The following is a 24,798-nucleotide window of genomic DNA, read 5'->3' as shown; positions in this document are numbered from 1 at the left end:
CATGTCGGCGAGCAACGCATGCGCCGACGCCCCGCGAATGCGCTGCGGGGCGACGGGGTTGCAAAGGGGCGACGCGTGTGCCGGGCGCGCGCGCGATCGAAGCGCGGCCGCTTGCAAGGGCGGGTGAATCAGTCGTCGCGCGGGCGATGATCGGCGTGGCCAGGTTGAGCAACTTGAGCCGACCCGGCCGGCGCCGAATCCTCGGCCGGCCGATGCGCATCGCCGCGTGCCGCCGCGAACTCCGCGCCGAGCAGCAGCACGATCGCGGAGAAGTACAGCCACATCAGCAGGACCGCGAACGATCCGGCCGCGCCGAACGCACTGGCGGTGCCCGCATGCGCGAGATACAGCGCGAACAGCTTCTTGCCGCCGGAGAACAGGATCGCGGACACGATGCCGCCGATCGCGGCGTCGCGCCACGCGACGCGCGCGTCGGGCAGGAACTTCATCAGCGACGCGAACGCGGCCGCGAGCACCGCGATGCCGACGAAGAACTGGATGAAGTTGGTGACGACCACGTACGGCGAATCGCCGAGCAGCCAGGTGCCGATGAAGGTGATCGCCGTGTCGAGCACGAGCGACACGATCAGCAGGAACGCGACGCCGAGCACCAGCCCGAACGAGATCAGCCGCACGCGCACGAGGCCGAGCATGCTCGACCAGCGGCTTTCGGTTGCCGGCCAGATCACGCTGAGCGCCGCGCTGAGCGACGCGAACGTGGCCGACGCGCCGATCGCGAGCGCGGCGAACGAGATCAGCGTGGCGAGGCCGCCGCGTTCGCCCGCGCGGTGCGCGTTCTGCACGATCGTCTGGATGGAGGCCGCCGCGTCGTCGCCGATCAACTGGTGCGCCTGTTCGAACACCTGGCCGCGCGCGGCGTCGTCGCCGTAGAACCAGCCGGCCACGGCGATCACCATCACGAGGGTCGGCGCGAGCGAGAACGCGGAGAAAAACGCGATGCCCGCGGCCATCGCGGAGCAGCGGTCGGACGAGAAGCGCTTGAACGCGGTGAGGGCCCAGTTGGCCTGCTGCTGGGCGAGACGGGTGGCTTCGGAAGTGATCTGTCGTTTCATGACGGTTCGGTTGCGCGCGGAACGCGGATCATCTCAGATAAATCGGACCAATCGGTATTGATCCGAGGATTCGATCATAGTTGCCTGAACTGTCTATAATCCTTTCAGTTGCACCCCACCCCACAATAACGCCGAGACCATCATGCTACAAATGTCCCGGCGCCAGTTCCTGAAGGTGACGGCCACGTCGCTTGCCGGATCGAGTCTTGCCCTGATGGGCTTTTCTCCGTCCGAAGCGCTGGCCGAAGTCCGGCAGTACAAACTGGCGCGCACCGTCGAAACGCGCAACACCTGTCCTTACTGTTCAGTAGGTTGCGGCATCCTGATGTACGGCCTCGGCGACGGCGCGAAGAACGCGCAGCCGAGCATCATTCATATCGAAGGCGATCCCGACCACCCCGTCAATCGCGGCACGCTGTGCCCGAAGGGCGCGAGCCTGATCGACTTCATCCACAGCCCGAACCGCCTGACGCACCCCGAGTATCGCGCGCCCGGCTCGGACAAGTGGGAACCCATCTCGTGGAACGACGCGCTCGACCGCATCGCGAAGCTGATGAAGGCCGACCGCGACGCAAACTTCGTCGAGACGGCCGAAGACGGCGCGAAGGTCAACCGCTGGCTCACGACCGGCATGCTGGCCGCGTCGGCGGGCAGCAACGAGGTCGGCTACCTGACGCACAAGACCATCCGCAGTCTCGGGATGCTCGCATTCGACAATCAGGCGCGTGTCTGACATGGCCCGACGGTGGCAGGTCTTGCCCCGACGTTTGGCCGTGGAGCGATGACGAACCATTGGGTCGACATCAAGAACGCGGACGTGATTCTCGTGATGGGCGGCAATGCAGCCGAGGCCCATCCGTGCGGTTTCAAGTGGGTAACGGAGGCGAAGGCGCACCGCAAGGCGCGGCTGATCGTCGTCGACCCGCGCTTCACGCGTACGGCCTCGGTGGCCGATTACTACGCGCCGATCCGCACCGGCACCGACATCGTCTTCCTGGGCGGCGTCATCAACTATCTGCTGACGAACGACAAGATCCAGCATGAGTACGTGAAGAACTACACGGACTTCTCGTTCATCGTGCGCGAGGATTTCGCGTTCAACGACGGCATCTATTCCGGCTACGACGCCGAGAAACACGCATACCCGGACAAATCGAGCTGGGACTACGAGCGCGGCGACGACGGCTTCGCCAAGGTCGATCCGACGCTGCAGCATCCGCGCTGTGTATACAACCTGCTGAAGCAGCACTACGCGCGCTATACGGCGGACATGGTCCAGCAGGTCTGCGGCACGCCCAAGGACAAGTTCCTGAAGGTATGCGAGATGCTCGCGACCACGGCCGTGCCCGGTCGCGCCGGCACGGTGCTGTACGCGCTCGGCTGGACCCACCACTCGATCGGCGCGCAGATCATCCGCACCGGCGCGATGGTGCAGCTGCTGCTCGGCAACATCGGCATCGCTGGCGGCGGGATGAACGCGCTGCGCGGCCACTCGAACATCCAGGGGCTGACCGACCTCGGGCTGATGTCGAACCTGCTGCCCGGCTACATGACGCTGCCGATGCAGGCCGAGCAGGATTTCGACGCGTACATCAAGAAGCGCGTGCAGCAGCCGCTGCGGCCCAACCAGTTGAGCTACTGGAAGAACTACAAGGCGTTCCACGTCAGCTTCATGAAGTCGTGGTGGGGCGACGCGGCCACCGCCGAGAACAACTGGGCGTACGACTACCTGCCGAAGCTGGACAAGCAGTACGACCTGCTGCAGGCGATCGAGCTGATGAATGCCGGCAAGATGAACGGCTACATCTGCCAGGGCTTCAACCCGCTCGCGGCGGCGCCGTCGAAGGTGAAGACGGCGGCCGGCCTCGCGAAGCTGAAGTGGCTCGTGATCATGGATCCGCTCGCGACCGAGACGTCCGAGTTCTGGAAGCATCACGGCGACTACAACGACGTCGATGCGTCGAAGATCCAGACCGAGGTGTTCCGCCTGCCGACCACCTGCTTCGCCGAGGAAAACGGCTCGCTCGTCAGTTCGAGCCGCGTGCTGCAGTGGCACTGGAAGGGCGCGGAGCCGCCCGGCGAGGCAAGGAGCGACCTCGAGATCATGTCGGGGCTGTTCCTGCGCATGCGCAAGATGTACCAGAAGGACGGCGGCAAGTACCCGGACCCGATCGTGAACCTGACCTGGCCGTACGCGAACCCGGAAAGCCCGACGCCCGAAGAGCTGGCGATGGAGTTCAACGGGAAAGCGCTCGCCGATCTGCCCGATCCGAAGGATCCGGCGAAGACGCTCGTGAAGAAGGGCGAGCAGCTCGCCGCGTTCGCGCAACTGAAGGACGACGGTACGACCGCGAGCGGCTGCTGGATCTTCTGCGGTGCGTGGACGCAGGCCGGCAACCAGATGGCGCGGCGCGACAACGCCGACCCGACCGGCATCGGCCAGACGTTGAACTGGGCGTGGGCGTGGCCGGCGAACCGGCGGATCCTGTACAACCGCGCATCGTGCGACGTCGCCGGCAAGCCGTTCGACCCGACCCGCAAGCTGATCGGCTGGAACGGCAGCGCGTGGAAGGGCGCCGACATTCCGGACTTCAAGGCGGACGAACCGCCCGAGAACGGGATGGGGCCGTTCATCATGAACCCGGAGGGCGTCGCGCGCTTCTTTGCCCGCGCGGGGATGAACGAAGGTCCGTTCCCCGAGCACTACGAGCCGTTCGAGACGCCGCTCGGCGCGAACCCGCTGCACCCGAACAACCCGCTGGCGCTGAACAACCCGGCCGCCCGCGTGTTCCCAGACGACCGTGCGTCGTTCGGCAAGGTGGCGGACTTCCCGCACGTGGCGACGACCTACCGGCTGACCGAGCATTTCCACTACTGGACCAAGCATGCGCGGCTGAATTCGATCATCCAGCCCGAGCAATTCGTCGAGATCGGCGAAGACCTCGCGAAGGAGGTCGGCGTCGCGCATGGCGAACGCGTGAAGGTGTCGTCCAAGCGCGGCTACATCGTCGCGGTCGCCCTCGTCACGAAGCGGATCAAGCCGCTGACGGTCGACGGCAAGAAGGTCCAGACGGTCGGCGTCCCGTTGCACTGGGGCTTCAAGGGTCTGACGAAGCCCGGCTATCTCGCCAATACCCTGACTCCGTCCGTGGGCGACGGCAACTCCTATACACCGGAATTCAAGTCGTTCCTGGTGAAGGTCGAAAAGGCGTAAGGGGAAAGAGATGGCATTGCAATCGCTGGATATCAAGCGCGTCTCGGCCACCACGACGCCGCCGCCCACGGTGCGCGAACCGGTGACCGGGAGCGTCGCGAAGCTGATCGACGTATCGAAGTGCATCGGCTGCAAGGCATGCCAGACGGCATGCATGGAGTGGAACGACCTGCGCGACGAAGTCGGTACCAACGTCGGCGTGTACGACAACCCGGCCGACCTGAGCGAGCATTCGTGGACGGTCATGCGGTTCTCCGAATACGAGAACCCGGCGGGCGACCTCGAGTGGCTGATCCGCAAGGACGGCTGCATGCACTGCGAGGATCCGGGCTGCCTGAAGGCGTGTCCGTCGCCGGGCGCGATCGTGCAGTACAACAACGGGATCGTCGATTTCCACGAGGAGAACTGCATCGGTTGCGGCTACTGCGTGACCGGCTGCCCGTTCAACGTGCCGCGGATCTCGAAGAAGGATCATCGCGCATACAAGTGCACGCTCTGTTCCGACCGCGTCGCGGTCGGCCAGGAACCGGCCTGCGTGAAGACCTGCCCGACGGGCGCGATCGTGTTCGGCACCAAGGAGGACATGAAGCAGCACGCGGCCGAGCGGATCGAGGACCTGAAGGAGCGCGGCTTCGAGCATGCGGGGCTGTACGACCCGCAGGGCGTCGGCGGCACGCACGTGATGTACGTGCTGCATCACGCCGATAAACCGTCGCTGTACCACGGGCTGCCCGACAATCCGTCGATCAGCCCGATGGTGAAGCTGTGGAAGGGCATCGCGAAACCGCTCGCGGTCGCGGGCCTCGCGCTGACCGCGCTGGCCGGGTTCTTCCACTACACGCGGGTCGGTCCGAACGAGGTCACCGACGAGGAAGAAGCCGCCGCCCGGGACGAGGCGCGACGCATCAAGGAGGACGCGAAATGAGCCACGACGACCCCAACCTGATCGTCCGCTACACGCCGAACGAGCGCACGAACCACTGGATCACCGCGATCACGTTCGTGCTGCTCGCGCTGTCCGGGCTCGCGCTGTTCCATCCGTCGATGTTCTGGCTGACCGCGCTGTTCGGCGGCGGCCAGTGGACGCGGATCCTGCATCCGTTCGTCGGCCTCGTGATGTTCGTGTCGTTCGCGATTCTCGTGGTGCGCTTCTGGCACCACAATGCGCTCGACGCGGACGACCGGCAGTGGCTGAAGCAGATCGGCGACGTGCTGACCAACCAGGAAGACAAGCTGCCGCCGGTCGGGCGCTATAACGCCGGGCAGAAGCTGCTATTCTTCACGCTGGTGGCGTGCCTGCTGCTGCTCCTGCTGTCGGGAATCGTGATCTGGCGGCGCTATTTCTCGTTCTACTTCCCGATCGGGGTGATCCGCGCGGCCGCTGTCGTGCATGCCGTGGCGGCCTTCGTGCTGATCGCGAGCATCATCGTGCACATTTACGCGGCGTTGTGGGTGAAGGGTTCGATCGGCGCGATGGTGCGCGGCACCGTCACGCTGGGCTGGGCCCGCAAGCATCACCCGAAGTGGTTCCGTGAAAGCGTGAAGTAGCGCAGCGGAGCGGGGCGGCACGCCGATTGCGGCGGGCCGCCCCGTCAGCCGTCGGAACCGCCCGAAGCGCCGACCTGTCGGCGCTTGTTTTTTTGGAAGATATTGTCGTGACACAACGCATTCTCGAACCGACCGAGATCTCGGCGCTCGATCATTCGGCCATTCCGCGCTTTCGCCTGCCGGAGCGCGCGACCGCGTTCGCGGCGCGCGCCGCGCGGCTGCGCAAGCTTGCCGACCTGAACCCGATCAGCGGCTACCTGCGGCTGATGGCCACCGTCGCCGACGCGCAGCACGCGACGCTGCAGACGCTGGCGCTGCCGCTGCCGTCGAAGGAAGCGATCGCGCGCGCGCAGGAACATTCGATGCCGCTCGTGCCGGCGCTCGACGGCGAGCGCGATGCGCGCTGGCGCGCCGTGCTGTATGAACTGCTCGATCGCGTCGAAGGCGCCGGGCTCGTCAATCCGCCGCTCGCGAAGCTGCTCGACCGGCTGCGCCTGATGGCGCCTGCCGAGCTCGACGCGCAGGCCGATGCGATCCTCGCGCTGCGCTTCGCCGAGGTCGACCCGGCCACCGCGCCGTTCCTGATGGCCGCGCTGCAGGTCGCGTGGACGGACCTCGCGAGCCGCGTGACGCCGGCCGACGTGCCGTATCTCGACCAGCCGGGGCTGTGCCCGGTGTGCGGCACCCATCCGGTCGCGAGCGTCGTGCGGGTGGGCGGGCAGTATCAGGGCTACCGCTTCCTGCAGTGCGGGCTGTGCACGACCGAGTGGCACATGGTGCGCACCAAATGCTCGCACTGCGATTCGACGAAGGGCATCGCGTATCACGGGATCGAAGGCGGCAGCGAAGCCATCAAGGCCGAATCGTGCGACGAATGCAAGACCTATCGCAAGATCGGCTATCAGGAGAAGGACTACGAGTTCGAGCCGCTGGCGGACGATCTCGCGAGTCTCACGCTCGACCTGTTGATGAACGAAGCCGGCTACCAGCGCAGTTCGCCGAACCCGCTGCTGTGGCCCGACGTGTCGCGGGAAGCGGATTGACGGCACGGGGCCGGGGCGGTGCGCGAGCGTCGGCCCCGGCCGACTGCGAAGCATGAGACTGGAGCGACAACGACGTGACCGAACCGGGTGTGAATGAATTGAATGCCGTGCTGGCACGTGTGCCGTCGGTCGAGCGCGTGCTGTCGTCGGCGCCGCTGCAGCCGCTCGTCGCCGACTATGGCCGCACGCGCGTGCTGAATGCCGTGCGCGCCGAACTGGAACGCTGGCGCACGGCCGCCCAGCACGATCCCGCGGCGGCCGAGCCGCTCGACGAGCCGCGCATCGCCGCTGCCGTCGCGCGCACGTTGGCCGCGCAGAATGCGGGCGCCGTGCGCACCGTGTTCAACCTGACCGGCACCGTGCTGCACACGAACCTCGGGCGCGCGCTGCTGCCCGATGACGCGGTACGTGCGGTGGTCGACGCGCTCACGCGGCCCGTCAACCTCGAATTCGATCTCGCCACCGGCCGCCGCGGCGATCGTGACGACCTGATCGACACTTTGCTGTGCGAACTGACGGGCGCGGAAGCCGCGACCGTCGTCAACAACAATGCGGCGGCCGTGCTGCTGACGCTGTCGGCGCTCGCGACGAAGCGGGAAGTGGTCGTGTCGCGCGGCGAGCTGGTCGAGATCGGCGGGGCGTTCCGCATTCCCGACATCATGAGCCGTGCCGGCGCGAAGCTGCGCGAGGTCGGCACGACCAACCGCACGCATCTGCGCGACTACGCGGACGCGATCGGCCCGCGTACCGCGCTGCTGATGAAGGTGCACTGCAGCAACTACGCGATCAGCGGCTTCACGAAGGAGGCGACGCTCGCCGAACTCGCACCGCTCGCGCGCGAGCGCGGCGTGCCGGTCGCCGTCGATCTCGGCAGCGGCACGCTGGCCGATCTGACGCAATGGGGGCTGCCGCACGAGACGACCGTGCAGGAAACCGTCGCCGCCGGTGCAAACGTTGTCACGTTCAGCGGCGACAAGCTGCTCGGCGGGCCGCAGGCGGGCCTGATCGTCGGCGATCGCGCGCTCATCGCGAAGATCAAGAAGCATCCGCTCAAACGCGCGCTACGCGTGGGCAAGCTGACGCTCGCGGCGCTCGAACCGGTGCTGCGCCTGTACCAGTCGCCCGAATTCCTGCGCGATCGGCTCACGACGCTGCGCCTGCTGACGCGCCCGCAGCGCGAGATCGCCGAGGCGGCCGAGCGCGTGCGGCCGGCGCTGCAGGCTGCGTTCGGCAGCGGTTTCGACGTGACGGTCGAACCGATGTTCAGCCAGATCGGCAGCGGCGCGCTGCCGGTCGACCAGTTGCCGAGCGCCGGCCTCGTGGTGCGCTCGTCGGACGGCAAGCGCAGCGGTCGCGCGCTCGCGCAGCTCGAGAAACGGCTGCGCGAATGGCCGCGCCCGGTGATCGGCCGCATCGCCGACAACGCGCTACGGCTCGACCTGCGCTGCCTCGAAGCGGCCGACGAAGCGGCGTTCGTCGCGCAGTGCGCGCCGCTCGCGGGGCCCGCTGCATGATCGTCGGGACCGCGGGGCACATCGACCACGGCAAGACCACGCTCGTGCGTGCGCTGACGGGCGTCGACACCGATCGGCTGAAGGAAGAGAAGGCGCGCGGCATCTCGATCGAACTCGGTTACGCGTATACGCCGCTCGACAACGGCGACGTGCTCGGCCTGATCGACGTGCCGGGCCACGAGAAGCTGATTCATACGATGGCGGCCGGCGCGTGCGGGATCGACTTCGCGCTCATCGTGATTGCCGCCGACGACGGTGTGATGCCGCAGACGCGCGAGCATCTCGCGATCCTGCAACTGCTCGGCGTCACGCATGGCGCCGTCGCGCTGACGAAATGCGATCGCGTCGATGCCGCGCGCGTCGTCGAGGTGCGCGACGAGATCGCCGCGTGGCTGCACGATTCGACATTGGCCGGCGTGCCGATTTTCGAAACGCGTGCGACCGTTGCCGACGATCCGGGCGTCGCCGCGTTGAAGCAGCACCTGGCCGACGCGGCGATTGCGTGGCGCGCGCGTCGCGACGACGGCCTGTTCCGGCTCGCGGTCGATCGCGTATTTACGCTCGCCGGGCAGGGTACCGTCGTGACGGGTACCGCGTTCGCGGGCCGCGTCGCGACGGGTGACACGCTCGCGATCGTGCGCACGGGCGGCGCGGCCCGCGTGCGCAGCATCCATGCGCAGAACCGGCCGGTCGAGGCCGGCCGCGCGGGCGAGCGTTGCGCGCTGAACCTGGCCGGCGTCGACAAGTCCGACGTCGAGCGAGGCGACACCGTCGCCGATGCGCGGCTCATTGCGACGTCGCCGCGTCTGGACGTCGAGTTGACGCTGCTCGCGGACGTCGGGCTGACGCTGACCCACTGGGCGCCGCTGCACGTGCATCTCGGCACGCTGCATCGCGTGGCCCATGTCGCGCTGCTCGACGGCGACACGCTCGCGGCCGGCCAGCGGATGCGCGTGCAACTGGTATTCGACGAGCCGGTGTTCGCGCTGCCGGGCGACCGCTTCATCGTTCGCAATCCGCAGGCGACGCGCACCGTCGGCGGCGGCCGGGTGCTCGATCCGTTCGGGCCGGCACGCAAGCGCCGTACGCCCGCGCGCCGCGCGTGGCTCGATGCGCTCGCGGCGTGGCTCGACGAAGGGCGCCTCGATGCGCTGCTCGCGCAGGCGCCGCTCGGCATTGCGCGTGCGACGCTCACGCATCTGACGGGGTTCGCACCGGATGTGCTGGCGTTGCCTGGCGATGCGTTGGCGATCGGCCAACGCGATGCCGCGTCGAACGAAGGCGCGGTGATTTCCCATGCGCACTGGCGTGCGTTGCAGACGCGGGCGGTCGATACGCTGCGCGTGTATCACGAGCGCATGCCCGACGAACAGGGGCTCGACGCCGCACGGCTGCGGCGGATGGCTGCGCCGCTCGCCGGCGATGTGCTGTGGCGCGCGCTCGTCGATGCGCTGGTGGCGGGTGGCGAAGTCGCGCGCAGCGGGCCGTGGCTCCATCTGCCGTCGCATTCGGTAAGCCTCGAGCCGCGCGAGGAAGCGCTCGCGCGGCGACTGCTGCCGCTGATTCACGCGGGACGCTTCGATCCGCCGTGGGTGCGCGACCTGGCCCGCGATACTGGCGCGGCCGAGGACGCGGTGCGCACGCTGCTGCGCAAGCTCGCGCGGCGCGGCGACGTGCATCAGGTCGTGCGGGACCTGTTCTATCACGCGGACGTCGCGCGCGAGCTGGCGGCGCTGGTCGCGCATCTCGCACCGTCGCGCGGCGGCGGGCTCGATGCGGCGACGTTTCGCGACGCGACGGGGCTCGGTCGCAAGCGCGCGATCCAGATTCTCGAGTTCTTCGACCGGGTTGGGTATACTCGCTTCCACCGCGATCTTCACTACCTGCGGCCTGACAGCGGTTGGGTGGGTATTCAGGCGTAGGCGCTCGTTGTTCTTCGGTTTCTTTTTCCCGCGGAAGGCATTCGTATCCGGTGGTACGGCTGGACTTCAAATCCAGTTGGGGGTGTCAGACACTCCCGGGTCGGTTCGACTCCGGCTGCCTTCCGCCATGCCGGGCTTCCGCGGCGTTCCTTGAACTTCGTCCGAAAGTCCGCACGCCAATGATTTTGCGCGGTTTTCTGGGTAACGGCATGCTTGCGGCGTCCGGCCGCATCGCCCACAATTTCCTCACGAAACATGGGTCGCGACATGGGTTTTGTGGGTAGGAAAGGAGGGCGGCATGGCAGGACGACAATTGCATCGGCTTAGAGACGGTTTCATAAAGACTGTTGAGTTCGCTGAAGCGGGAGTCTCGATTCCGCGATTCGCTCAAGCCGTCTCGTAATGTGCCGTTAACATTCCTAAAAGATTCACCCAACCCAGAGACAGCCATGCACTTTCCGCGCGTTCCAGACGCCTTGACTACGAGCATCGCGAACTCCGCCGTCCTCGCCGCGCTGTGTGTCGTGGTTGCCGGGTGCGGCGGCGCGGTCGATCAGCAACCTCCCATCAACGGCAACGTGTATCTCGGTGCCGTCTCCGGCGCGCAAGTCGCTGCGTATGCCGTGGACGCCGATGGACACGTCGCGGCCACGCCGCTCGCCACTACGGTCACCGATGCCGACGGTCACTTCGTGCTGCCGGGCACGCTGCGTTGGCCGCTGCTCGTAAAATCGACCGGCGGCAGCTACACAGAGGAAGCCACCGGCGCCACTGGCGCGCCCGGCGAAACCTCGCTGTCGGCGGTGTATGTCGGCGCACCGTCGACGATGGTCCTTTCGCCCTACTCGAGCGCAATCGTCGCCGACGCGCTGGCGGCGGGCGGCCTGACCGCGTCGAACGTCGCGGCCGCGTCTACGCGCGTATCGGCGTTTCTTGGCGGAGTCGACCCTCAGCAGACGGTGCCCGCCTTCGTCGCCGCCGGCGCGACCCTGAATACCGTTGGTGATGGCAACCGCATGGCGTTCGCGCTGGGTGCCGAATCGCAGAGCCGCACCGACAACGGCGCGAGCGTGGCAACGAGCGTGCAGAACATCGTCGCGCAATCGGCGAAAGGCGATACGCTAGCCGCGTGTCACTCGGGCGCTGGCGACGTGACAGCCGACGGCACGGTCTCGGCGCCCACCGACGACACGTGCGATGTGAGCGTCGGCGCGCTCGGTTTCTCGACGAATCCGCTGAATCGCTCGGGCGTCACCGCGCTCGCTATGCTCGGCACGACACAGGCGGCCGGTCCCCAGACGGCCAGCGCGGACGCCAAGGCATGTGGAGACCGCGTTGCGCTGCTCGAGCAGAACCGGTGGCTTTTCGAGGGACGCAAGAACAGTGTGCAAGCGTCGCTCGTACCAGGCATGACGGCCGCCAACTGGTCGACCTATCCGACCACCAGCACGTGGGGACCGCACGCGGCGATCTATGGCACGATCTCCGCGCCATCGACGTGCCACGATCAAGACACGTTCCGGCGCGAACTGGTGATGGCAATCGAGAACTACTGGGTCGACCAGAACCTGAACTACTGCCACCATCACATTCCCGGCTGGACGCCGCCGGAGAACGCCGGGAAAACCCACTACCGCGAATCGCCGCCCGCCCCGACGGACGGCGGCCCAGTCGATCCTGACGCCCCGAAACTGACCTGCACCGCGCAGCGCGGCGCCGACGGCGCGCAAAGCGTGCAGACGGATTCGAAGCAAACACCGCCCGTCATCACCTCGGCGCTGATGTGGAACGGCGCGGACTGCTCGAATTTCACATCCTGGGTCTACAACTTCGCGGGGCTCGCGACCAATCAACTGTCGGGCGCCATCGGCGTGCAGGCGTGCAGCACGACGTCATCGGGCACGGATCCGCTGACCGGCGTCCTGCTCGACATCAACCACGGCAATCTTTCGTCGACGGAGCAATATCTGTTGCCGGGCGACCTGCTGTACATCACGCAGAAAAAAATCGTAGGCACGGGTACTTTCGCTGCGGACTTCAAGCTCGCGCATGTGATCACTTGGACCGGCAAGCGCTTCAGCGACCTTCAGGCAGGTCCGGATCGCGCGAAGTACGACCTGAGCCGCATCGGCCAGCCGGACTCGCGCCTCGGCGGCGACTTTCTCGCGCTGCTCGGCCCGGACGACAGCGCGGCCAATCTCGGCCAGCCGGGTCACGATCCGTGGATGATCATTGACAGCCACTATGCCGGTCCCGCTTATCGGCCGTTCCTCGGCTGGTATGCCGAGCACCTGTCGCATGTGCGGCGCATCATCGGCGCGGACGCCGTACTGACCGATCCGGATCTCGCCGATTATGTGATCCGGCCGCTGTCGCCGGCCCGCAAAGGCTTGCTCACGTTGGCCTCGAAGCACGCGAACGCATCGGCAACGAGCGGTTACCGGCTCATCTATCAGACGAGCGGCTCGCAATCGTGTTACCAGGCAGGCACGCCATGACGGCCTGACTGCGGCCTCCCATAAAGGACAGCACGCCGCGATGGCCGAGCTGTCCGGCGGCATGAACCAAGCCGCCGGGCGATGCCGCGGCCAATCCTCCTTTGAGCATTCGATACGGCCGGCAGCGGACACGTAGAGCGAAGCAATTCCATGGTCCGCTCGAGATTTCCAACCACTTGTGCGCGTGCGTGAGGCCAGGTTCGCTCGCTCACACTATCTGGGGTCGTCGGTTAGAGTGATCTGCCCCCTTCAAACGGGGCCAGCCGGAGCCTGGTAAGTCCGTGTTCGGATAAAAAGACGAACATCAAGAAGCGCTTTACGGTAATCCCCCCGTTTTTCCACGGGTTCAGAAGTGGACACTCCACCGATATTGGATGGTAGCTGGGCCCGATGTGGGTAGGATCGTGGGCAGGAAGCGATCTGCGATCGAGGGAGTCTTACCTTGCGGGCGGTGGTTGGCGTCTGCTGCCTTCCGCCAGTCAACGCTTCCCGCGCATTCCGTAACCGGCCCGCAGACCGCTGATTGTGAAGCGATTGGGGGGCGGTGTGTTCGCGGCTTCCCCGGCGCGATTCGACGGCTCAGCTCGGCCGACGGGCGGCGGCGCATCAACCGATGGCGGGCCTTCTTCTACGCCGGGCATAAAGCAAATCCCCTTCCGATACACGGCGAGCCCTCCGGGCTGTCGCACCGGTCGCTTCCATCGCCGCGGTCGGCTTTCTTCTCCGTTCTCTCTTCGCATCCCGATCGTTCCGTTCGCATCGCGTCGGCGAAAGCCGGCCCGATACAAGAGACTAACCGCCAGGGGACGTCCACCGCACGAGCCGGCAGCTAGCGCGGCACGGCGGGGCGCGGCGCCGCCGTGCGCTTTTTGATTGCAGCACTCCAGCAGACGAGGACATCGTGACTTACACAGGATGCAGGGACGAGATTGCCGGCGGCCTAACCAAGGTGCTGTGGACGGCTTCGCAGCTCGACGACGAAGCCGACTTCGAGGATCTCCTCGAGGCGATCCGCGTGCTTCGGCCCAAGTGGCCCGGGACGGGGACGGTCGCCGCGTGGCGCTACGTCCGGCGCCAGGCATGGGGCGACGCGCGCCGCGTGCTCGAAGACGACGACACTGAAGCGAAGCGCTCGGGGCTTCATACCGCGCTGATGGCGGTGTGTCTGTTCGGCCTCGAAGACCCGCTGTGGCACAGCTATGCGCTCAGCGCGGCCGAGCAGCACGAAAGCATCGAGGGCGCGAAGATCGGTGCGCGTCTGCTCGAGCGTGCCGCCAAGCTCGACGCCAGCGTTCAAGCGCCTGCGTCCACCGACGCACCGGCGAGCACGCACGGCGGGCCGGCCGACAACGGCGGATTCTCCGCGTCGATGACGTGGGTCCGCGCATGAGCATCCGTTTTGATGTTTTCCGCGCGCCGGGCGATTCGCATTTCAATCGCGGCCTTCGCATCGGTGCGCTTGTAGCAGCGACAGCAACCTAGACTGACTTTGCTTCGTAGTACCCACGGTCACGCAACACTTACCCGACAGGAAGGAAACATCATGAATCTGAACGTTCCGAGTATGACCACTTACCCCACCGATCCGGCGAGCTACCTGCAACGGCTGACCAACGGTGCCTCGACGAGCTCGACGCAGGACGTGCTCAAGGATCTCATCGGCCTCATCAGCCAGTTGCTCAAGCAGATGCAGACCGGGCAGAACGGGCAGCCCGGCGGCATGCCGGGCGGCGCCGGCGGTGCTGGCGGCATGCCCGGTGGCATGCCCGGTGGCGGCGCGGGCGCGATGCCCGGCGGTGTGGGCGCGACGCCCGGCGGCATGGGGGGCGCGGGCGCCATGCCGGGCGGCACCGGCGGGATGACGGTGCAAAACGCGGCGGGCGTACTGGCCTCGTACATGGGGCAGCATGGCATCAACGCGTCGGATCCGAACACGATGTACAAACTCGCGACGAACGCCGACGGCGGCACGCCACCCACGGTGCAGCAAGCGGCGCAGACCATGCTCGCGAACCCGGCTGCCTACCAGCAGATCGACACGCACGACGTGGCGGGCACCGACGGCAAGTCCGCGGTCGGCAATTTCCAATGGGCGGCTCAAGGCGGACTCGGCGCGGCGGGCAACGCAACGGGTGGCGCGGGCGGCGCGGCGGGGCCGTCGGGGACGACGGGCGGCTTGCCCGGCACGGGCGGTTTCCCGGCGAACACCGGTACGCTGCCGACGACGGGTGGCTTGCCGACGACGGGCGCGACGGCAGGCTTCACACCCGGTACGGGCGACCTCTTGAAGGACGGCAAGCCGCTGCAGATGGCCGACGAGGGCAAGGCGCTGGCCAACTTCAACGCGCAGGACGGCGCCGACTTCCAGGCCATGGAAAGCGCGTTGTCGCACGGCGACGGCAATGCCGCGGCGAAGACGCTCGCCAACGCGGTGAAGTCGGGCAAGCTGAGCCAGTCGGATGCGGCGGCGATCGGCGCACAGCTGCAGCAGACGGCGAACGCGCATGGCGGCGGCAAGATCAGCCACGACGCGAGCAAGGCGCTTTCGGATGCGCTGGGCGGCGCGAACGTGCTGACGCCGGGCAAGACGCGCGCCGCGATTGCCTTCGAGAACATCACCGGCATTCACACGGGTACGATCGCCGGCGTCAGCACGAAGTAACGTCGCCGGCCGTTCCGGCGATCATCCCGATCGGCGACCCGAGCGGCCCCCGATCGGGGGGCTGCAGGAAACGACGATCGGGGACAAGCGGCCACAATCGGCGGCCGCGCTGCGAAATACCGCAGCGCGGCCGCTTCGTCGTTTACCGGCGCAACCGGTGTTCCGATTCAGCTTTCCATCTGCCGACGAAGGGACGCGTTCAGCGGGCTCCATTCGAGCAAGGCGACGAAGCCGTCCTGCGCGGCGACCACGACCCAGCGCCGGTACTGATGCACGATCTGCCCGGGCTCGTACGTGTGTGCTTCCTGCCACGCGGTGGCGCGCCGCACGTGGACGGTCGTGCCGAAGAGCGGCGCGATCGATTCGACGTTCCCGCAGGCCCGCACGACGCGCATCACCTCGGCCACGGGCCGCGCGAAATCGATCGTGCGCTCGGCATCGGCAACGCGCGGCCAGTAGCTGCCCGCACCTTGCGGACGCCGTTCGTTCCAAAGCCGATCGAAGTCGCGGGCCACGCGCGTGGCCAGCCGATGGGCGGCCATCTGCAGCTTCAGCTGCAGCGTCTCGTGCCATTCGTCGGCGTCGAGCGGAAAGCATTCGGCATCGACGATCTCCCCGGTATCGAAATCGGCATCGATGCGATGGCAACTGACGCCCCACTCGCGCCGCCCCTCGAGGATGGCGCGCATGGCCGGGTACGGGCCGCGCCCGTCGGGCAGCGGTGACGGATGGAAGTTGGCCGCATGGCGCAGATAGGGCTGCCACGCCGGAATCTTCCAGTTGTAGCCGGCCACGATCAGTGCGTCGCATTGCCGTTCGGCGAGCCGGCGCAGATCGTCTTCGTTCATGCGTGACAGCTGCACCGGAATGCGCAGCTTGTCCGCGCGCTCGACGAGTTCGCTATTGAAGTCGAGCCGGTTGTCGACCGGAATCGAGTAGAGCGCCACGGGCTCCCAGCCGGCGGCGACGAACGCGTCGAAGACGACACGCCAGTGATCGAAGCCGGCGAACGCGAATCGCATGATCGGATCTCCCTTTCGCATTGAAGGTCAGGGCGGCATGGACGGCTATGACGGCCGACGGCCACCCCGCTTCACGGTAAGCGCGCACGGTGGCGGATAGCCCGCGTATTCCGAAGTTTCGTCGAGTGCCGCGAACCGGCAAATCAATCGCCGGCTGCGCGCCGCGGCGAGGGCGTCGCGATTGCGCGCGACGCCGCGCCGCGCGTCAAGACCTCAGCGCGAGGTTTTTCTTGATGAGGTCCTCCGCCGTCTTGGCGGCGGTTGCCGTGAGGCCGGGCTGCCCGATGATGTTGGCGATCTGTTTGAGCCGCTCGCTGTCGGTCAGCGGTGCGGCGCTCCGGCTGGAAGCCGATGGATCGCGCGGCGCCGGCGCCTCTTGCGGTTTTTCGCGCCGCGCGCGTGCAAGCTGCGAAAGCAGCAGTGCCGCTTCGCCCTTCGGAATGCCGCTGTCCGTCAGCAGCGTGTGCGCGGCGATCAGATCCTGGTTGCGGCTCGCGCGCGGATGGTTGCCCACGATCGCGAGCGCCTGCCTGGCGCGCTGCGACGCTGATGCATCGACTGCCATGTCGGCACCCGCGAGCGCCGCGAGCGTGGCCGGATCGAGGCGCCCGATGCTTCTGGTGACCATCGACAGAATGTGCTTGACCACGATGTCGCGCTCGGCATCCTTGTGTACCTTCGCCTTGTCTTCGGCGTGCATGCCCGCGATCAAGCGCTTGCCGAACGACGTCGTGCTGTTGGCGTAGCGGCGTGCATCGTCATAGAGCGACGCATAGATACCGGCCTGCGCCTGCGGGCTGCGCACGTCCGCGGGCAGGCCTTCGTCCGCCGGCCGCGCCTCCATGGCGCGCAGATCGTCGAGCTTCGCACGGCTCGTTTGCAGCGCCGCGCGCAGGCGCTCGTCCTGCGTCTGGCCCGTGTAGTCGTGCGGGGCCAATACCGTGTCGACGTAGCGTTGAATCGTGGCGGCCTTCGCATTGCGCAGGTTTTGCCGTCCTTCGACAAACGGCTTCTTCAAATCGAGCGCTTCCTTGACCGCGTTGGTCAGGTGCCCGGATGCCGCGAGCGGCGCCAGCGCGCCGTGCGAGCCGCCCACGAGCAGCCCGCTTGCCGTCAGACCGAGGGCGGACGTGACCGACTGGTAGAGCGCGCCGTTACGTTGCTTGCCCTTGTTCTCGGCGATGCTCATGGCGGTCAATACGTCGCGGGCATGCTGCGTGAGCGGATGCGCGTCGTCTCGCGCGATGCGCGAGAGCTTGCCGGTGTCGTATTGCCATTGTCCGTTGCCGTTTTTCGTCAGCAGCAGGTTGTCGACCTGGTTCGGCATCGGCGCGCCCGGAGGGCGTTTTTCGGGGTGCTCGAAGCGTTCGACGTCGGCGGCGAGCATCGCCTTGACCTTGTTTTCGTAACGGCGATGGATCGAATGCGCGGCGGCGGCGTTCGAGCCCGAGGCCAGCGCGTTCACGAGGTCGGTGGCGGGCGCCGCGTCGTAGCCGAACTGCCCGTGCGCCGCCGTCGATACGCCGTTCAGGCCGTCTTTCGCGGGCCGCTTGGCGGCGAAGGCCGTCAACGTCATGCCTTTGCGGTTGACGCCCATCGCGTGCGCGAAATCGGCGAAGCGCCGGCCTTTGCCGCCGGCACCCGGCACGAATGCGCCGATGTCGTCCACACCGGGCTTCTGCGGTGCGATAGCCGCGGCGGGCTTGGGCGCAGCGGGCGGACCTTCCGCGCGCGGGCGCTTGCCGAGGCTGCCGAGCGCGTCGATGAGCGCGCCGGCACTCGCGCGCCGCGTCGGCACCGGCGCGGGCTTCGCTCCCGTGGACGGGCCGGGGTCGCTCGGCGTGCGGGTGAGGGCGGCGGATTCGATCGCATGCGACCGGAACTCGATCTTCGGTGGAGGAGCCATGATGTTCTCGGACCAGGAGACAGGATGGACTGGACTGTGCAAGCCGGTCATGACACTCCCGTGAACCGCGCGAAGCATCGTCCGGATTGGCGAAGCAGGTTCGCGGCGGCCTGCCGCCGAGCCGTCTCGCGGGTGTCGCTCATTCGGTTTTCGCGGTGCGGCTTCGCGCGCGCGAACGCGTTCGCATCCGCATTCATTAGATTGGAACGAGGGCCGGCTTCGCGCGGTTCGGTTTCGCGCGTTCCATCGAACGCGCGTTTCTTTCACGATCAAGGAGAAAACGAATGAGCTTCATCGGCAATATTGTGAAAAGCGTGGTCGGGGACGTCACCAAGGCTGCCGGGGATGTCCTCCATGGTGTCGGCAACGCGCTGCACGGCGCGGCGACGTTCGGCAAGGGGCTGCTGAGCGGCAACCCGAAGGAAGCCCTTGCGGGGGCGGGGGCCATTGCGACGGGTGGGCTCGAGGCGCTCGAGGGCGGCACGGCGCTCGCGGAAAACCTGACGCCGGAGGGCGCCGCTACCGCACTCGCATTGGCGGGTGGCAAGGAAGCGGTGCGAACGCTGACTGCGGGCACGGGCGCAGCCTGATGTACGGACGGTGACGAGCATGATGGAGCTTCTTACCGAACTGCCGGCCGATGCGCCGGCCATGGCGCAGGCGATCATCGAGCATATCGAGGCCAACGAGCTGGACGAGGCCGAGGCGCTGCTGGCGCGCATGCACGATGTCTACCCCGAAACGAGCGAGGTGCACGTGTTTGCCGTGACGATCGCATTGGTGCGCGGGCGTCCGCACGATGCGTGGCAGATCGTGAACGGATTGCCCGACGATCGCGCGCCCGAACTGAAGGCAATCTGCCTGAAAGTCCTCGACGATCCGTCGTGGCATGGCTATGCGACGGCACACGAGGACAGTGCCGATCCCTACGTGCGCCTTGCCATGCGACGCCTGCTCGAACGAGACTGATGCCCGATTGCACCGCGCCGGATCGAATCGTCGTGCAAGCCGATTCGGCGCAATCGGGCTCTCGACCTGCCACCCGATAACGGTGTACGCGCCTGGACCGCACCAGCCGCGCCTGACGCATCAACGATCGAGCTCGACAAGGCCGACGTCGTGTCCGAGCAAGCGCAACGCTTGCGACATCCTCCCGCTGCCGTCGCTTCGACGAGCCTGCTCATGAATACGGCGCACCGCCGCCAGCGCCATCGCGTCGCAGATTTGATCTGCGTGGGCGCGACCGGGTAGTTCGTAAATTGCCGGCGAGCGGTGTTCTCGCGCGGCAAAAAAATCCCGCCCGGACATCGGGCGGGATCGTGCGAACTTCAAACGCCCCGGGGGGCGGACGCGTTCGCGTTCAGAAACCTTGCGCGAGGAATTGCTCGGCGTACTTGTTGCGGTTTTCCATTTGCGGATCGGTGGCCTGTTCGTAGTCCTTGTCCCAGACCAGGGCCGCTTGTTCCGCCGTCGTCGTCTGCTTGATGTCCGTGATCGTCTTGCTGTACGTGGTGTCGAGTTCCTGATTCATGAAGCCGATGTTGGCTTCGAGGCTGCCCGGGTCGAGCCCGTGCTCCTTCGCATAGTTGATTTCGCCTTGTTTGCGTGTGCCGCCCCATTGCGCAAGACCCCAGCCGTTGGCGTTGTCGTCCGCGAAGTTGCCGGAGGGCGCGCCCTTCGCGCCGCCTTGATTGACGTTGCCTTGCAGCCCGCTTTCCTGCTGCAGGTTGCCGAGCACGCCGGCTACCTGCGCGTCGGTGAGGCCGTAGCGCGATTTGAGATCCTGTGCGATGGCGTGCGCGGCGTCGCCGCCCGATACAGTGGGCAGCGTGTTGCCGTGGCTGCCGCCGCCACCGCTTCCACCGCCGCCTATGCCCGGCGACGCGCCGCCACCGCCCTGGCCGCCACCGCCGCCACTCACGCCAGCGGGTGCGGTGCCGCCGCCGCCGGCATAGGCGGGCGGCGCGGAGTACGAAGGCGTACCGCCGCCGATGCCGCCCACGCCACCCGCATCGCCTGAATTCTGGCTGGAGGGATCGAGAATCTGCTTGATTTCTTCGATGAGCAACTCGAGCAGTTGTGCGAGCTGCGATTCGTTCGTGCCGCCGATGCCGCCGACATCATCGATGCCGTTCAGATAGCCGGCGTTATAGCCTTGTACTGCTGTAGTGGACATGATTTTCTCCGCGTGAGAATGACGGTATTCATCAGCTGCTGATGGAGGGCCGATAGCGGCCGCCCGCGCAACCTAATTTATTGCCCGGCGCTTACAGTGCGTTGACGGATGCGAAGTCGCCGTCGGATAGCCGAACCGCCGAACCGGGTGGCGACCGCGATGCCGAGGCAAGCGGCTCGCGGCAGGCGAGCCGCCGCGCTACCGATGCGGCCACCTGCGCGAACCTGCGTCGTTTCGCTTGCTCGGCGCACCGCGGTTGCTCAGGCGGTCGTGCGATGCATCACGCCCAGTTCCATCGCGCTGTCGGCGCCGATCGTTCGCCCCTCGTTCGACCGGTTCGACGGTCCCGACGTGCTCGCGGCAAACGGCAGGCATCCCGCGATGATGAGCAGTGCGCCGAACGCGTTCTCCGCGAGGCTCTTGCCGCCGGCGGACCAATCGCCTTTACCCTCCACGGCGTGATTGACCACGGCGGTGGCGGCATAAAGGGAGAGGAACAGGCTGAGACGCGCGATTCCCGCGCCGGCCGCCTTGTCCCCGAGCTGCCTGGCCGTGCTGGTTGCGGAGGTGTCGATCTTGCCCCAGCTCAGGCGCAGCGTCTTCAGTTCATCGAGCGCCTTGCCCGTGAAGCCGTGCGTCGAGATTTCCGAGGCCACGCGTCCCCCGATCGCATCCAGCCCCTCGCCGGCGGCATTCGCTGCCGAATAGCCGAACAGGCCTTTGATCGCCGCATGGCTCTTCGTTTGGTGAATGAGGCTGTCGACGTAGGACGGGGCCGACCATTGCGAGCTGCCCTGCGCGGTGTTCACGGCGAACTGGTTGACGCCGTACGGAGCGCCGTTGAGCAGCTGACCTCTGACGGGGTGCTCGTAGCCTGCGTCGTGATTGCCTTCGAGCGGGCGGAACACGTTGATCACGTCGCGCGCCAGGTATGCGTACGATTTGATCGCGCTAGGCAGTATGCTGGAGAGCTGCCCAAGGTGCCCGTTGCCCTCGTCGTTCTTGCCGGTATAGGCTGCAGCGGCCATCGTCGCTATCAGCGCGATGAGCTGCACACCGTGGCCCGCGTAGGTCTTGTTGTCCGCGGCGCCGGTGTGATACTTGTGCAACATCGCAACCAGGTTGCCCATCGCCGCCGCCGTGAACAGCGAGGCCGTAATGACGCCGCGTGTTTCGGGCCCGGCACCGGTCTTGTCGAGGACTGCTTCGGCAGCCATCGAGCACAACTCCCGGAAGAGCGTGGCGCCGCCGGTTGCGACGAATTCATGACTGAACGCGTTGACGAGGTTGGCCGTCCACCCTTTGAGCGGTTGCGCGGCGCCGTAGGGATTCCGGGTCAGCATGTCGCCGACGTTCGAGATGAACGACTGGATCTGTCCCGGCCGGGACAGCGCGGCCGACAGGTTGTTGGTGATCGAGGCGGCCGATGCCGGACGTGTGCCCTCGGTCTCCGCGACCGAGATCTCCGCGGGCACCGATGTCGCGGCGGCGGCCAGCGTGCGGGTTTCCGGTGCTACCCGGGACGACGCGCTCGGAACGGTTGCTTCGGGCGGGCTTTCGGGATCCTGAATATCGATGTCGTGCGCGACGACGTGAGGCGCCGAGAAGCTGGCCGGCTTCGGGGAGGGGGCGCTCCGGGACTCAGTGTCGTGCGCCTTGGGCAACGAAGGTGTGTCGGGCAGGCGCGACGATGACGCCTCCGCGTGAGAAGGCATCGTGAAAGTGGTTTTTGTCGGCACCGGTTCGTCTTGCGGTGGCGCGGCGCTCGTCCTTGCCTCCTCCACGAGCGTGGGCGTCTCTTTCGGGAGCGGCACCGGGCTGGCCGCGCGCGACGTGTCGGGTGTCGATTTGGCCTCGCTCGTCGTCGCGGCTGTCAGCCCCGTGGCCGCCTTCTCGTGCGGCAACGGGCTGCCTGAACGCGACGTGGCCGGTTGCGTGTCGGCAGTTTCCGTTTCCACGGTCTCCTGATGTCGAACGGACGCCGCACTGTCGTGCTGCGATGCAGGCGTGTGTGGCTGCGGTTCCTCGTGTACGGGCACTTCTTCGCTCGACTCCCCGCCGCCCGACAAGTTGAGCACCGGTATCGTCCCGTCTTCCAAGGCTGCACGTTGAGCGCCCAGCTCGCCCGAACCGGGCAGCGACCGTGAGCCGCCTTGGCGGCCGATCGCGGAGCCTGACGACGATGCGCGCGTAGGCAGCGAGCTGCGCCTGACCGGCATAGGCGCCGGCAGCGGCGGCGATGGGAGCTGCTGCGCCGTCCCGGCCGGTTGCGATGTTGTCGAAAGCGGGCTCGCCTGCGCCGGTGCATGGTTGCCGGTGTGCGCCGGAAGGGCGGGTGCATTGCCCAGAGCGCCGAGCAATGCGCCGCCGGAGGGGCGCGGGCCGGTCATCGATGCGCTTCGTTGGCGTGGGGCCGGCGCGGGCTGCGTGTTGTCGCGCGGGAGGTCGAGCGATGATGACCGTACTTGCGTGCTGTTGCTGATCGGCATGACGTTTCCTTTCGGTTGATTTCGATCGTTCGACGTCGCCTCGCGACAAAGGCCCTGATGGACTTTCGCGCTGCCTCGTCGCGTCCAGGCGGTCGACGTGCCTTCGCCCGCCGATTCCGCCTTCGTGCTTTGCGAACGTGGGTTCTCGTGTTGGAAAGGTAAAACGACATAACGGTGGCAGCCTGCCGATTCCGAAGTGGCGTGCAAAAAAGCGCACGTCGATGCCGGCGCGGTGCTGCGCGTGCGGATCCATTTGCGCGTTTCATCGCATTTGCCGCATGCGCGCTTCGCAATTTCGCTCGCCGCGTCGCGTCGCTTGCGTGGCGCAATGCCGTGGAGCATAAGCTTGGGCTTGCATTCCTCGATATCGCTCCGCGTGAGTGGGATGCGGGGACCGTGCCGCACCGACATCGAGCGATGTTGCTGGCGACGGAAATCGTCATGTCACTCAAGGAGTTCGCCATGAACAACTTAGGAATTCGACCGGGGCTCGTCCAGTCCCGTGTCGCGGAGTTCGAGAAAGGGACGAAGAACGGTGCGACCGACGGCGCGCAAAAACAAGCGCCCGCGCGCACCAAAGGCCAACTGGACGGGCTGTCCAGCTTCAAGGGGGCCGACGGCGCGCCGCCACCTCCGCCTCCGCCGCCGCGCAACTTCGCGAGCCTGCCGGGGCGTGCGGGGAACGTCGGTGCACAGGTGCTGAGTTCGGCGCTGCATGCCGGAAGTCACTTTCTGCCGCCCGGCGTCGCGTCGACTGCAATGCATGCGGCGGGGGACATCGTGCGTCCATCGGCCCTCGGCGCAGGGGACCCCGTGACGCAAATGGCCGCGATGCAAAACGACTTCATGCAGCAGCAAAGCGAGATGACGCGGCTCAACAACGCGAACACGTTGGCGGCCGCCGTCAACCAGCAATCGCAGGAGCTCACATCGGCGCTGGCGTCGGTGGGTAACAAGGGTGCCAGCAACATTTCGAACGCCGCCAAGGGGCAGTAGCGGCTGCGGCGGGCCGCGGCGTTTTCGCGCGCGGCTCGCGAACGCCCCGGTCTGATCGTCCACGCTTCCTGCCTGCCTTGTTCCTGCTTCGTCTGCGCTTCGTGCTTGCCCTGGCGCTCGCCATGCGGGACGATTTCCTCATGCAACGTCGCATTCTCGCTTGACGACGTTCGCTGGCAGCCGGGTCTCCCCGGCTACCCCCTGGTCTTACTGCCCGTCATCCGTCAGCTTCATGCGCTCGACGATGCGTTCCACCGAACGCGCGTAGCGGTCGCGCTCGGCAGGTGTCTCCGAATGGTAGGCACCGATCGCCGCCCAGGTATTCCCGTACTTGACCATCATCTTGTGCAGGTGCCACGCAGCCACGTAGACGCTCAGGCATGGGTTCATGAGGTCGTCCGCCGAGACGCCGTAGCGCGACAGCAGCGGAAGGTGAATCGAGTTGATCTGCATCATGCCGTAATCGGTCGAACCGTTCCGGTTGCGATGGAGCGCGTTCGCGTTGCCATGCGATTCTTGCCACGCGATCGCGCGCAGCACGACGGGGCTCACCTGCTGATAGGCTGCGGCCGCCGCAAAGCAGTCGGGAGTCTGGGCGCGCACTTCGGCGGGCCGCGCGGACAGAATGGCAAGCGCCAGCACGAGCGCCGGCTTGGGGGTGAATGGTCGCATCATGGATCATCCGGTAAGAGAAGCGGTGCGGGAATCGCTTCGCACCGACGTGCGAATGAAAAC

At 66.8% G+C, this 24,798-nt stretch carries 18 protein-coding genes, 1 tRNA gene and 1 pseudogene; 13 read left to right on the top strand and 7 right to left on the bottom strand.

Annotated features, from left to right (window positions below; genetic code table 11):
* Positions 1–128 precede the first annotated feature (128 nt).
* The gene (locus LGM42_RS04135) at positions 129–1,073 is read right to left on the bottom strand and encodes a YihY/virulence factor BrkB family protein (RefSeq protein ID WP_060311216.1); all 945 of its coding nucleotides are present in this window, start codon (positions 1,071–1,073) and stop codon (positions 129–131) included.
* 142 nt (positions 1,074–1,215) lie between these two features.
* On the opposite strand from LGM42_RS04135, the gene fdnG reads away from it, so the two are divergent.
* The 10 genes from fdnG (at position 1,216) to LGM42_RS04085 (ending at position 15,474) form a co-directional block, all read left to right on the top strand.
* Positions 1,216–4,287 (top strand): formate dehydrogenase-N subunit alpha, encoded by a 3,072-nt coding sequence (gene fdnG / locus LGM42_RS04130; RefSeq protein WP_081083175.1) that lies wholly within the window; start codon positions 1,216–1,218, stop codon positions 4,285–4,287.
* A 10-nt stretch (positions 4,288–4,297) separates the two neighbouring features.
* Positions 4,298–5,212: a formate dehydrogenase subunit beta gene (gene fdxH, locus LGM42_RS04125; RefSeq protein WP_006479309.1), complete on the top strand. Its 915-nt coding sequence runs from the start codon at positions 4,298–4,300 to the stop codon at positions 5,210–5,212.
* Positions 5,209–5,835: a formate dehydrogenase subunit gamma gene (locus LGM42_RS04120; RefSeq protein WP_006488816.1), complete on the top strand. Its 627-nt coding sequence runs from the start codon at positions 5,209–5,211 to the stop codon at positions 5,833–5,835. The genes fdxH and LGM42_RS04120 overlap by 4 nt, the downstream gene beginning before the upstream one ends.
* A gap of 107 nt (positions 5,836–5,942) precedes the next feature.
* Complete coding sequence (gene fdhE / locus LGM42_RS04115; protein WP_179231769.1) at positions 5,943–6,878, top strand: formate dehydrogenase accessory protein FdhE; 936 nt, start codon at positions 5,943–5,945, stop codon at positions 6,876–6,878.
* A gap of 74 nt (positions 6,879–6,952) precedes the next feature.
* A complete protein-coding gene (gene selA / locus LGM42_RS04110; RefSeq protein ID WP_060311214.1) occupies positions 6,953–8,392 on the top strand; it encodes an L-seryl-tRNA(Sec) selenium transferase in 1,440 nt (479 codons plus the stop codon).
* The gene (gene selB, locus LGM42_RS04105) at positions 8,389–10,314 is read left to right on the top strand and encodes a selenocysteine-specific translation elongation factor (RefSeq protein ID WP_226231629.1); all 1,926 of its coding nucleotides are present in this window, start codon (positions 8,389–8,391) and stop codon (positions 10,312–10,314) included. The genes selA and selB overlap by 4 nt, the downstream gene beginning before the upstream one ends.
* A gap of 32 nt (positions 10,315–10,346) precedes the next feature.
* A tRNA-Sec gene (locus LGM42_RS04100) sits at positions 10,347–10,442 on the top strand.
* A 321-nt stretch (positions 10,443–10,763) separates the two neighbouring features.
* Positions 10,764–12,812 (top strand): hypothetical protein, encoded by a 2,049-nt coding sequence (locus tag LGM42_RS04095; protein ID WP_226231628.1) that lies wholly within the window; start codon positions 10,764–10,766, stop codon positions 12,810–12,812.
* 901 nt (positions 12,813–13,713) lie between these two features.
* Entirely contained in the window at positions 13,714–14,202 is a 489-nt protein-coding gene (locus LGM42_RS04090) for an HrpB1 family type III secretion system apparatus protein (RefSeq protein ID WP_226231627.1), read from the top strand.
* Positions 14,203–14,376: 174 nt separating this feature from the next.
* Positions 14,377–15,474 (top strand): hypothetical protein, encoded by a 1,098-nt coding sequence (locus tag LGM42_RS04085; RefSeq protein ID WP_226231714.1) that lies wholly within the window; start codon positions 14,377–14,379, stop codon positions 15,472–15,474.
* A gap of 167 nt (positions 15,475–15,641) precedes the next feature.
* On the opposite strand, the gene LGM42_RS04080 is transcribed toward LGM42_RS04085, so the two are convergent.
* On the bottom strand, positions 15,642–16,496 hold the full coding sequence (locus tag LGM42_RS04080; protein WP_226231626.1) for a methionyl-tRNA formyltransferase: 855 nt from the start codon (positions 16,494–16,496) through the stop codon (positions 15,642–15,644).
* Positions 16,497–16,701: 205 nt separating this feature from the next.
* Positions 16,702–18,453 (bottom strand): hypothetical protein, encoded by a 1,752-nt coding sequence (locus LGM42_RS04075; protein ID WP_060311208.1) that lies wholly within the window; start codon positions 18,451–18,453, stop codon positions 16,702–16,704.
* A 233-nt stretch (positions 18,454–18,686) separates the two neighbouring features.
* Here LGM42_RS04075 and LGM42_RS04070 point away from each other — a divergent pair, with 233 nt between their 5' ends.
* Both LGM42_RS04070 and LGM42_RS04065 read left to right on the top strand, forming a co-directional pair.
* Positions 18,687–18,992 (top strand): hypothetical protein, encoded by a 306-nt coding sequence (locus LGM42_RS04070; RefSeq protein WP_059639194.1) that lies wholly within the window; start codon positions 18,687–18,689, stop codon positions 18,990–18,992.
* Positions 18,993–19,011: 19 nt separating this feature from the next.
* Positions 19,012–19,371 carry an HrpB1 family type III secretion system apparatus protein gene (locus LGM42_RS04065; protein WP_060311207.1) on the top strand — a complete coding sequence of 120 codons (360 nt, stop codon included), beginning with the start codon at positions 19,012–19,014 and terminating at the stop codon, positions 19,369–19,371.
* An 11-nt stretch (positions 19,372–19,382) separates the two neighbouring features.
* Here LGM42_RS04065 and LGM42_RS04060 read toward each other — a convergent pair.
* The 3 genes and pseudogenes from LGM42_RS04060 to LGM42_RS04050 all read right to left on the bottom strand — a co-directional run.
* Positions 19,383–19,648: pseudogene (locus LGM42_RS04060) on the bottom strand (IS3 family transposase); the annotation flags it as partial.
* Between the two features lie 114 nt (positions 19,649–19,762).
* Positions 19,763–20,578, bottom strand: coding sequence for a phage tail tip lysozyme (locus tag LGM42_RS04055; RefSeq protein ID WP_060311205.1), 816 nt, complete (start codon positions 20,576–20,578; stop codon positions 19,763–19,765).
* Between the two features lie 260 nt (positions 20,579–20,838).
* On the bottom strand, positions 20,839–22,968 hold the full coding sequence (locus tag LGM42_RS04050; protein ID WP_413227408.1) for a hypothetical protein: 2,130 nt from the start codon (positions 22,966–22,968) through the stop codon (positions 20,839–20,841).
* Positions 22,969–23,508: 540 nt separating this feature from the next.
* On the opposite strand from LGM42_RS04050, the gene LGM42_RS04045 reads away from it, so the two are divergent.
* Positions 23,509–24,063, top strand: a complete 555-nt coding sequence (locus LGM42_RS04045; RefSeq protein WP_226231624.1) for a hypothetical protein — start codon at positions 23,509–23,511, stop codon at positions 24,061–24,063.
* 207 nt (positions 24,064–24,270) lie between these two features.
* Here the strand turns inward: LGM42_RS04045 and LGM42_RS04040 are convergent, their stop codons facing one another.
* A complete protein-coding gene (locus LGM42_RS04040; protein WP_099317268.1) occupies positions 24,271–24,738 on the bottom strand; it encodes a lytic transglycosylase domain-containing protein in 468 nt (155 codons plus the stop codon).
* Between the last annotated feature and the right edge of the window lie 60 nt (positions 24,739–24,798).

Origin of the sequence: Burkholderia sp. AU39826 (assembly GCF_020419965.1) — a bacterium.
Taxonomy (GTDB): Bacteria; Pseudomonadota; Gammaproteobacteria; order Burkholderiales; family Burkholderiaceae; genus Burkholderia; species Burkholderia semiarida.
The sequence above is the reverse complement of the archived record's forward strand: the minus strand, read 5'-3'. Positions and strand labels throughout refer to the sequence as shown.

Bases quoted from the DNA above. Each gene is read 5' to 3' on its own strand.
- fdxH (WP_006479309.1), top strand. From the start codon at position 4,298: ATGGCATTGCAATCGCTGGATATCAAGCGCGTCTCGGCCACCACGACG.
- LGM42_RS04075 (WP_060311208.1), bottom strand. From the start codon at position 18,453: ATGACCGGCTTGCACAGTCCAGTCCATCCTGTCTCCTGGTCCGAGAAC.
- LGM42_RS04120 (WP_006488816.1), top strand. From the start codon at position 5,209: ATGAGCCACGACGACCCCAACCTGATCGTCCGCTACACGCCGAACGAG.
- selB (WP_226231629.1), top strand. From the start codon at position 8,389: ATGATCGTCGGGACCGCGGGGCACATCGACCACGGCAAGACCACGCTC.
- LGM42_RS04040 (WP_099317268.1), bottom strand. From the start codon at position 24,738: ATGATGCGACCATTCACCCCCAAGCCGGCGCTCGTGCTGGCGCTTGCC.
- LGM42_RS04070 (WP_059639194.1), top strand. From the start codon at position 18,687: ATGAGCTTCATCGGCAATATTGTGAAAAGCGTGGTCGGGGACGTCACC.
- LGM42_RS04045 (WP_226231624.1), top strand. From the start codon at position 23,509: ATGTCACTCAAGGAGTTCGCCATGAACAACTTAGGAATTCGACCGGGG.
- LGM42_RS04135 (WP_060311216.1), bottom strand. From the start codon at position 1,073: ATGAAACGACAGATCACTTCCGAAGCCACCCGTCTCGCCCAGCAGCAG.
- LGM42_RS04055 (WP_060311205.1), bottom strand. From the start codon at position 20,578: ATGTCCACTACAGCAGTACAAGGCTATAACGCCGGCTATCTGAACGGC.
- LGM42_RS04085 (WP_226231714.1), top strand. From the start codon at position 14,377: ATGACCACTTACCCCACCGATCCGGCGAGCTACCTGCAACGGCTGACC.
- LGM42_RS04065 (WP_060311207.1), top strand. From the start codon at position 19,012: ATGATGGAGCTTCTTACCGAACTGCCGGCCGATGCGCCGGCCATGGCG.
- LGM42_RS04080 (WP_226231626.1), bottom strand. From the start codon at position 16,496: ATGCGATTCGCGTTCGCCGGCTTCGATCACTGGCGTGTCGTCTTCGAC.
- LGM42_RS04050 (WP_413227408.1), bottom strand. From the start codon at position 22,968: ATGACCGGCCCGCGCCCCTCCGGCGGCGCATTGCTCGGCGCTCTGGGC.
- LGM42_RS04095 (WP_226231628.1), top strand. From the start codon at position 10,764: ATGCACTTTCCGCGCGTTCCAGACGCCTTGACTACGAGCATCGCGAAC.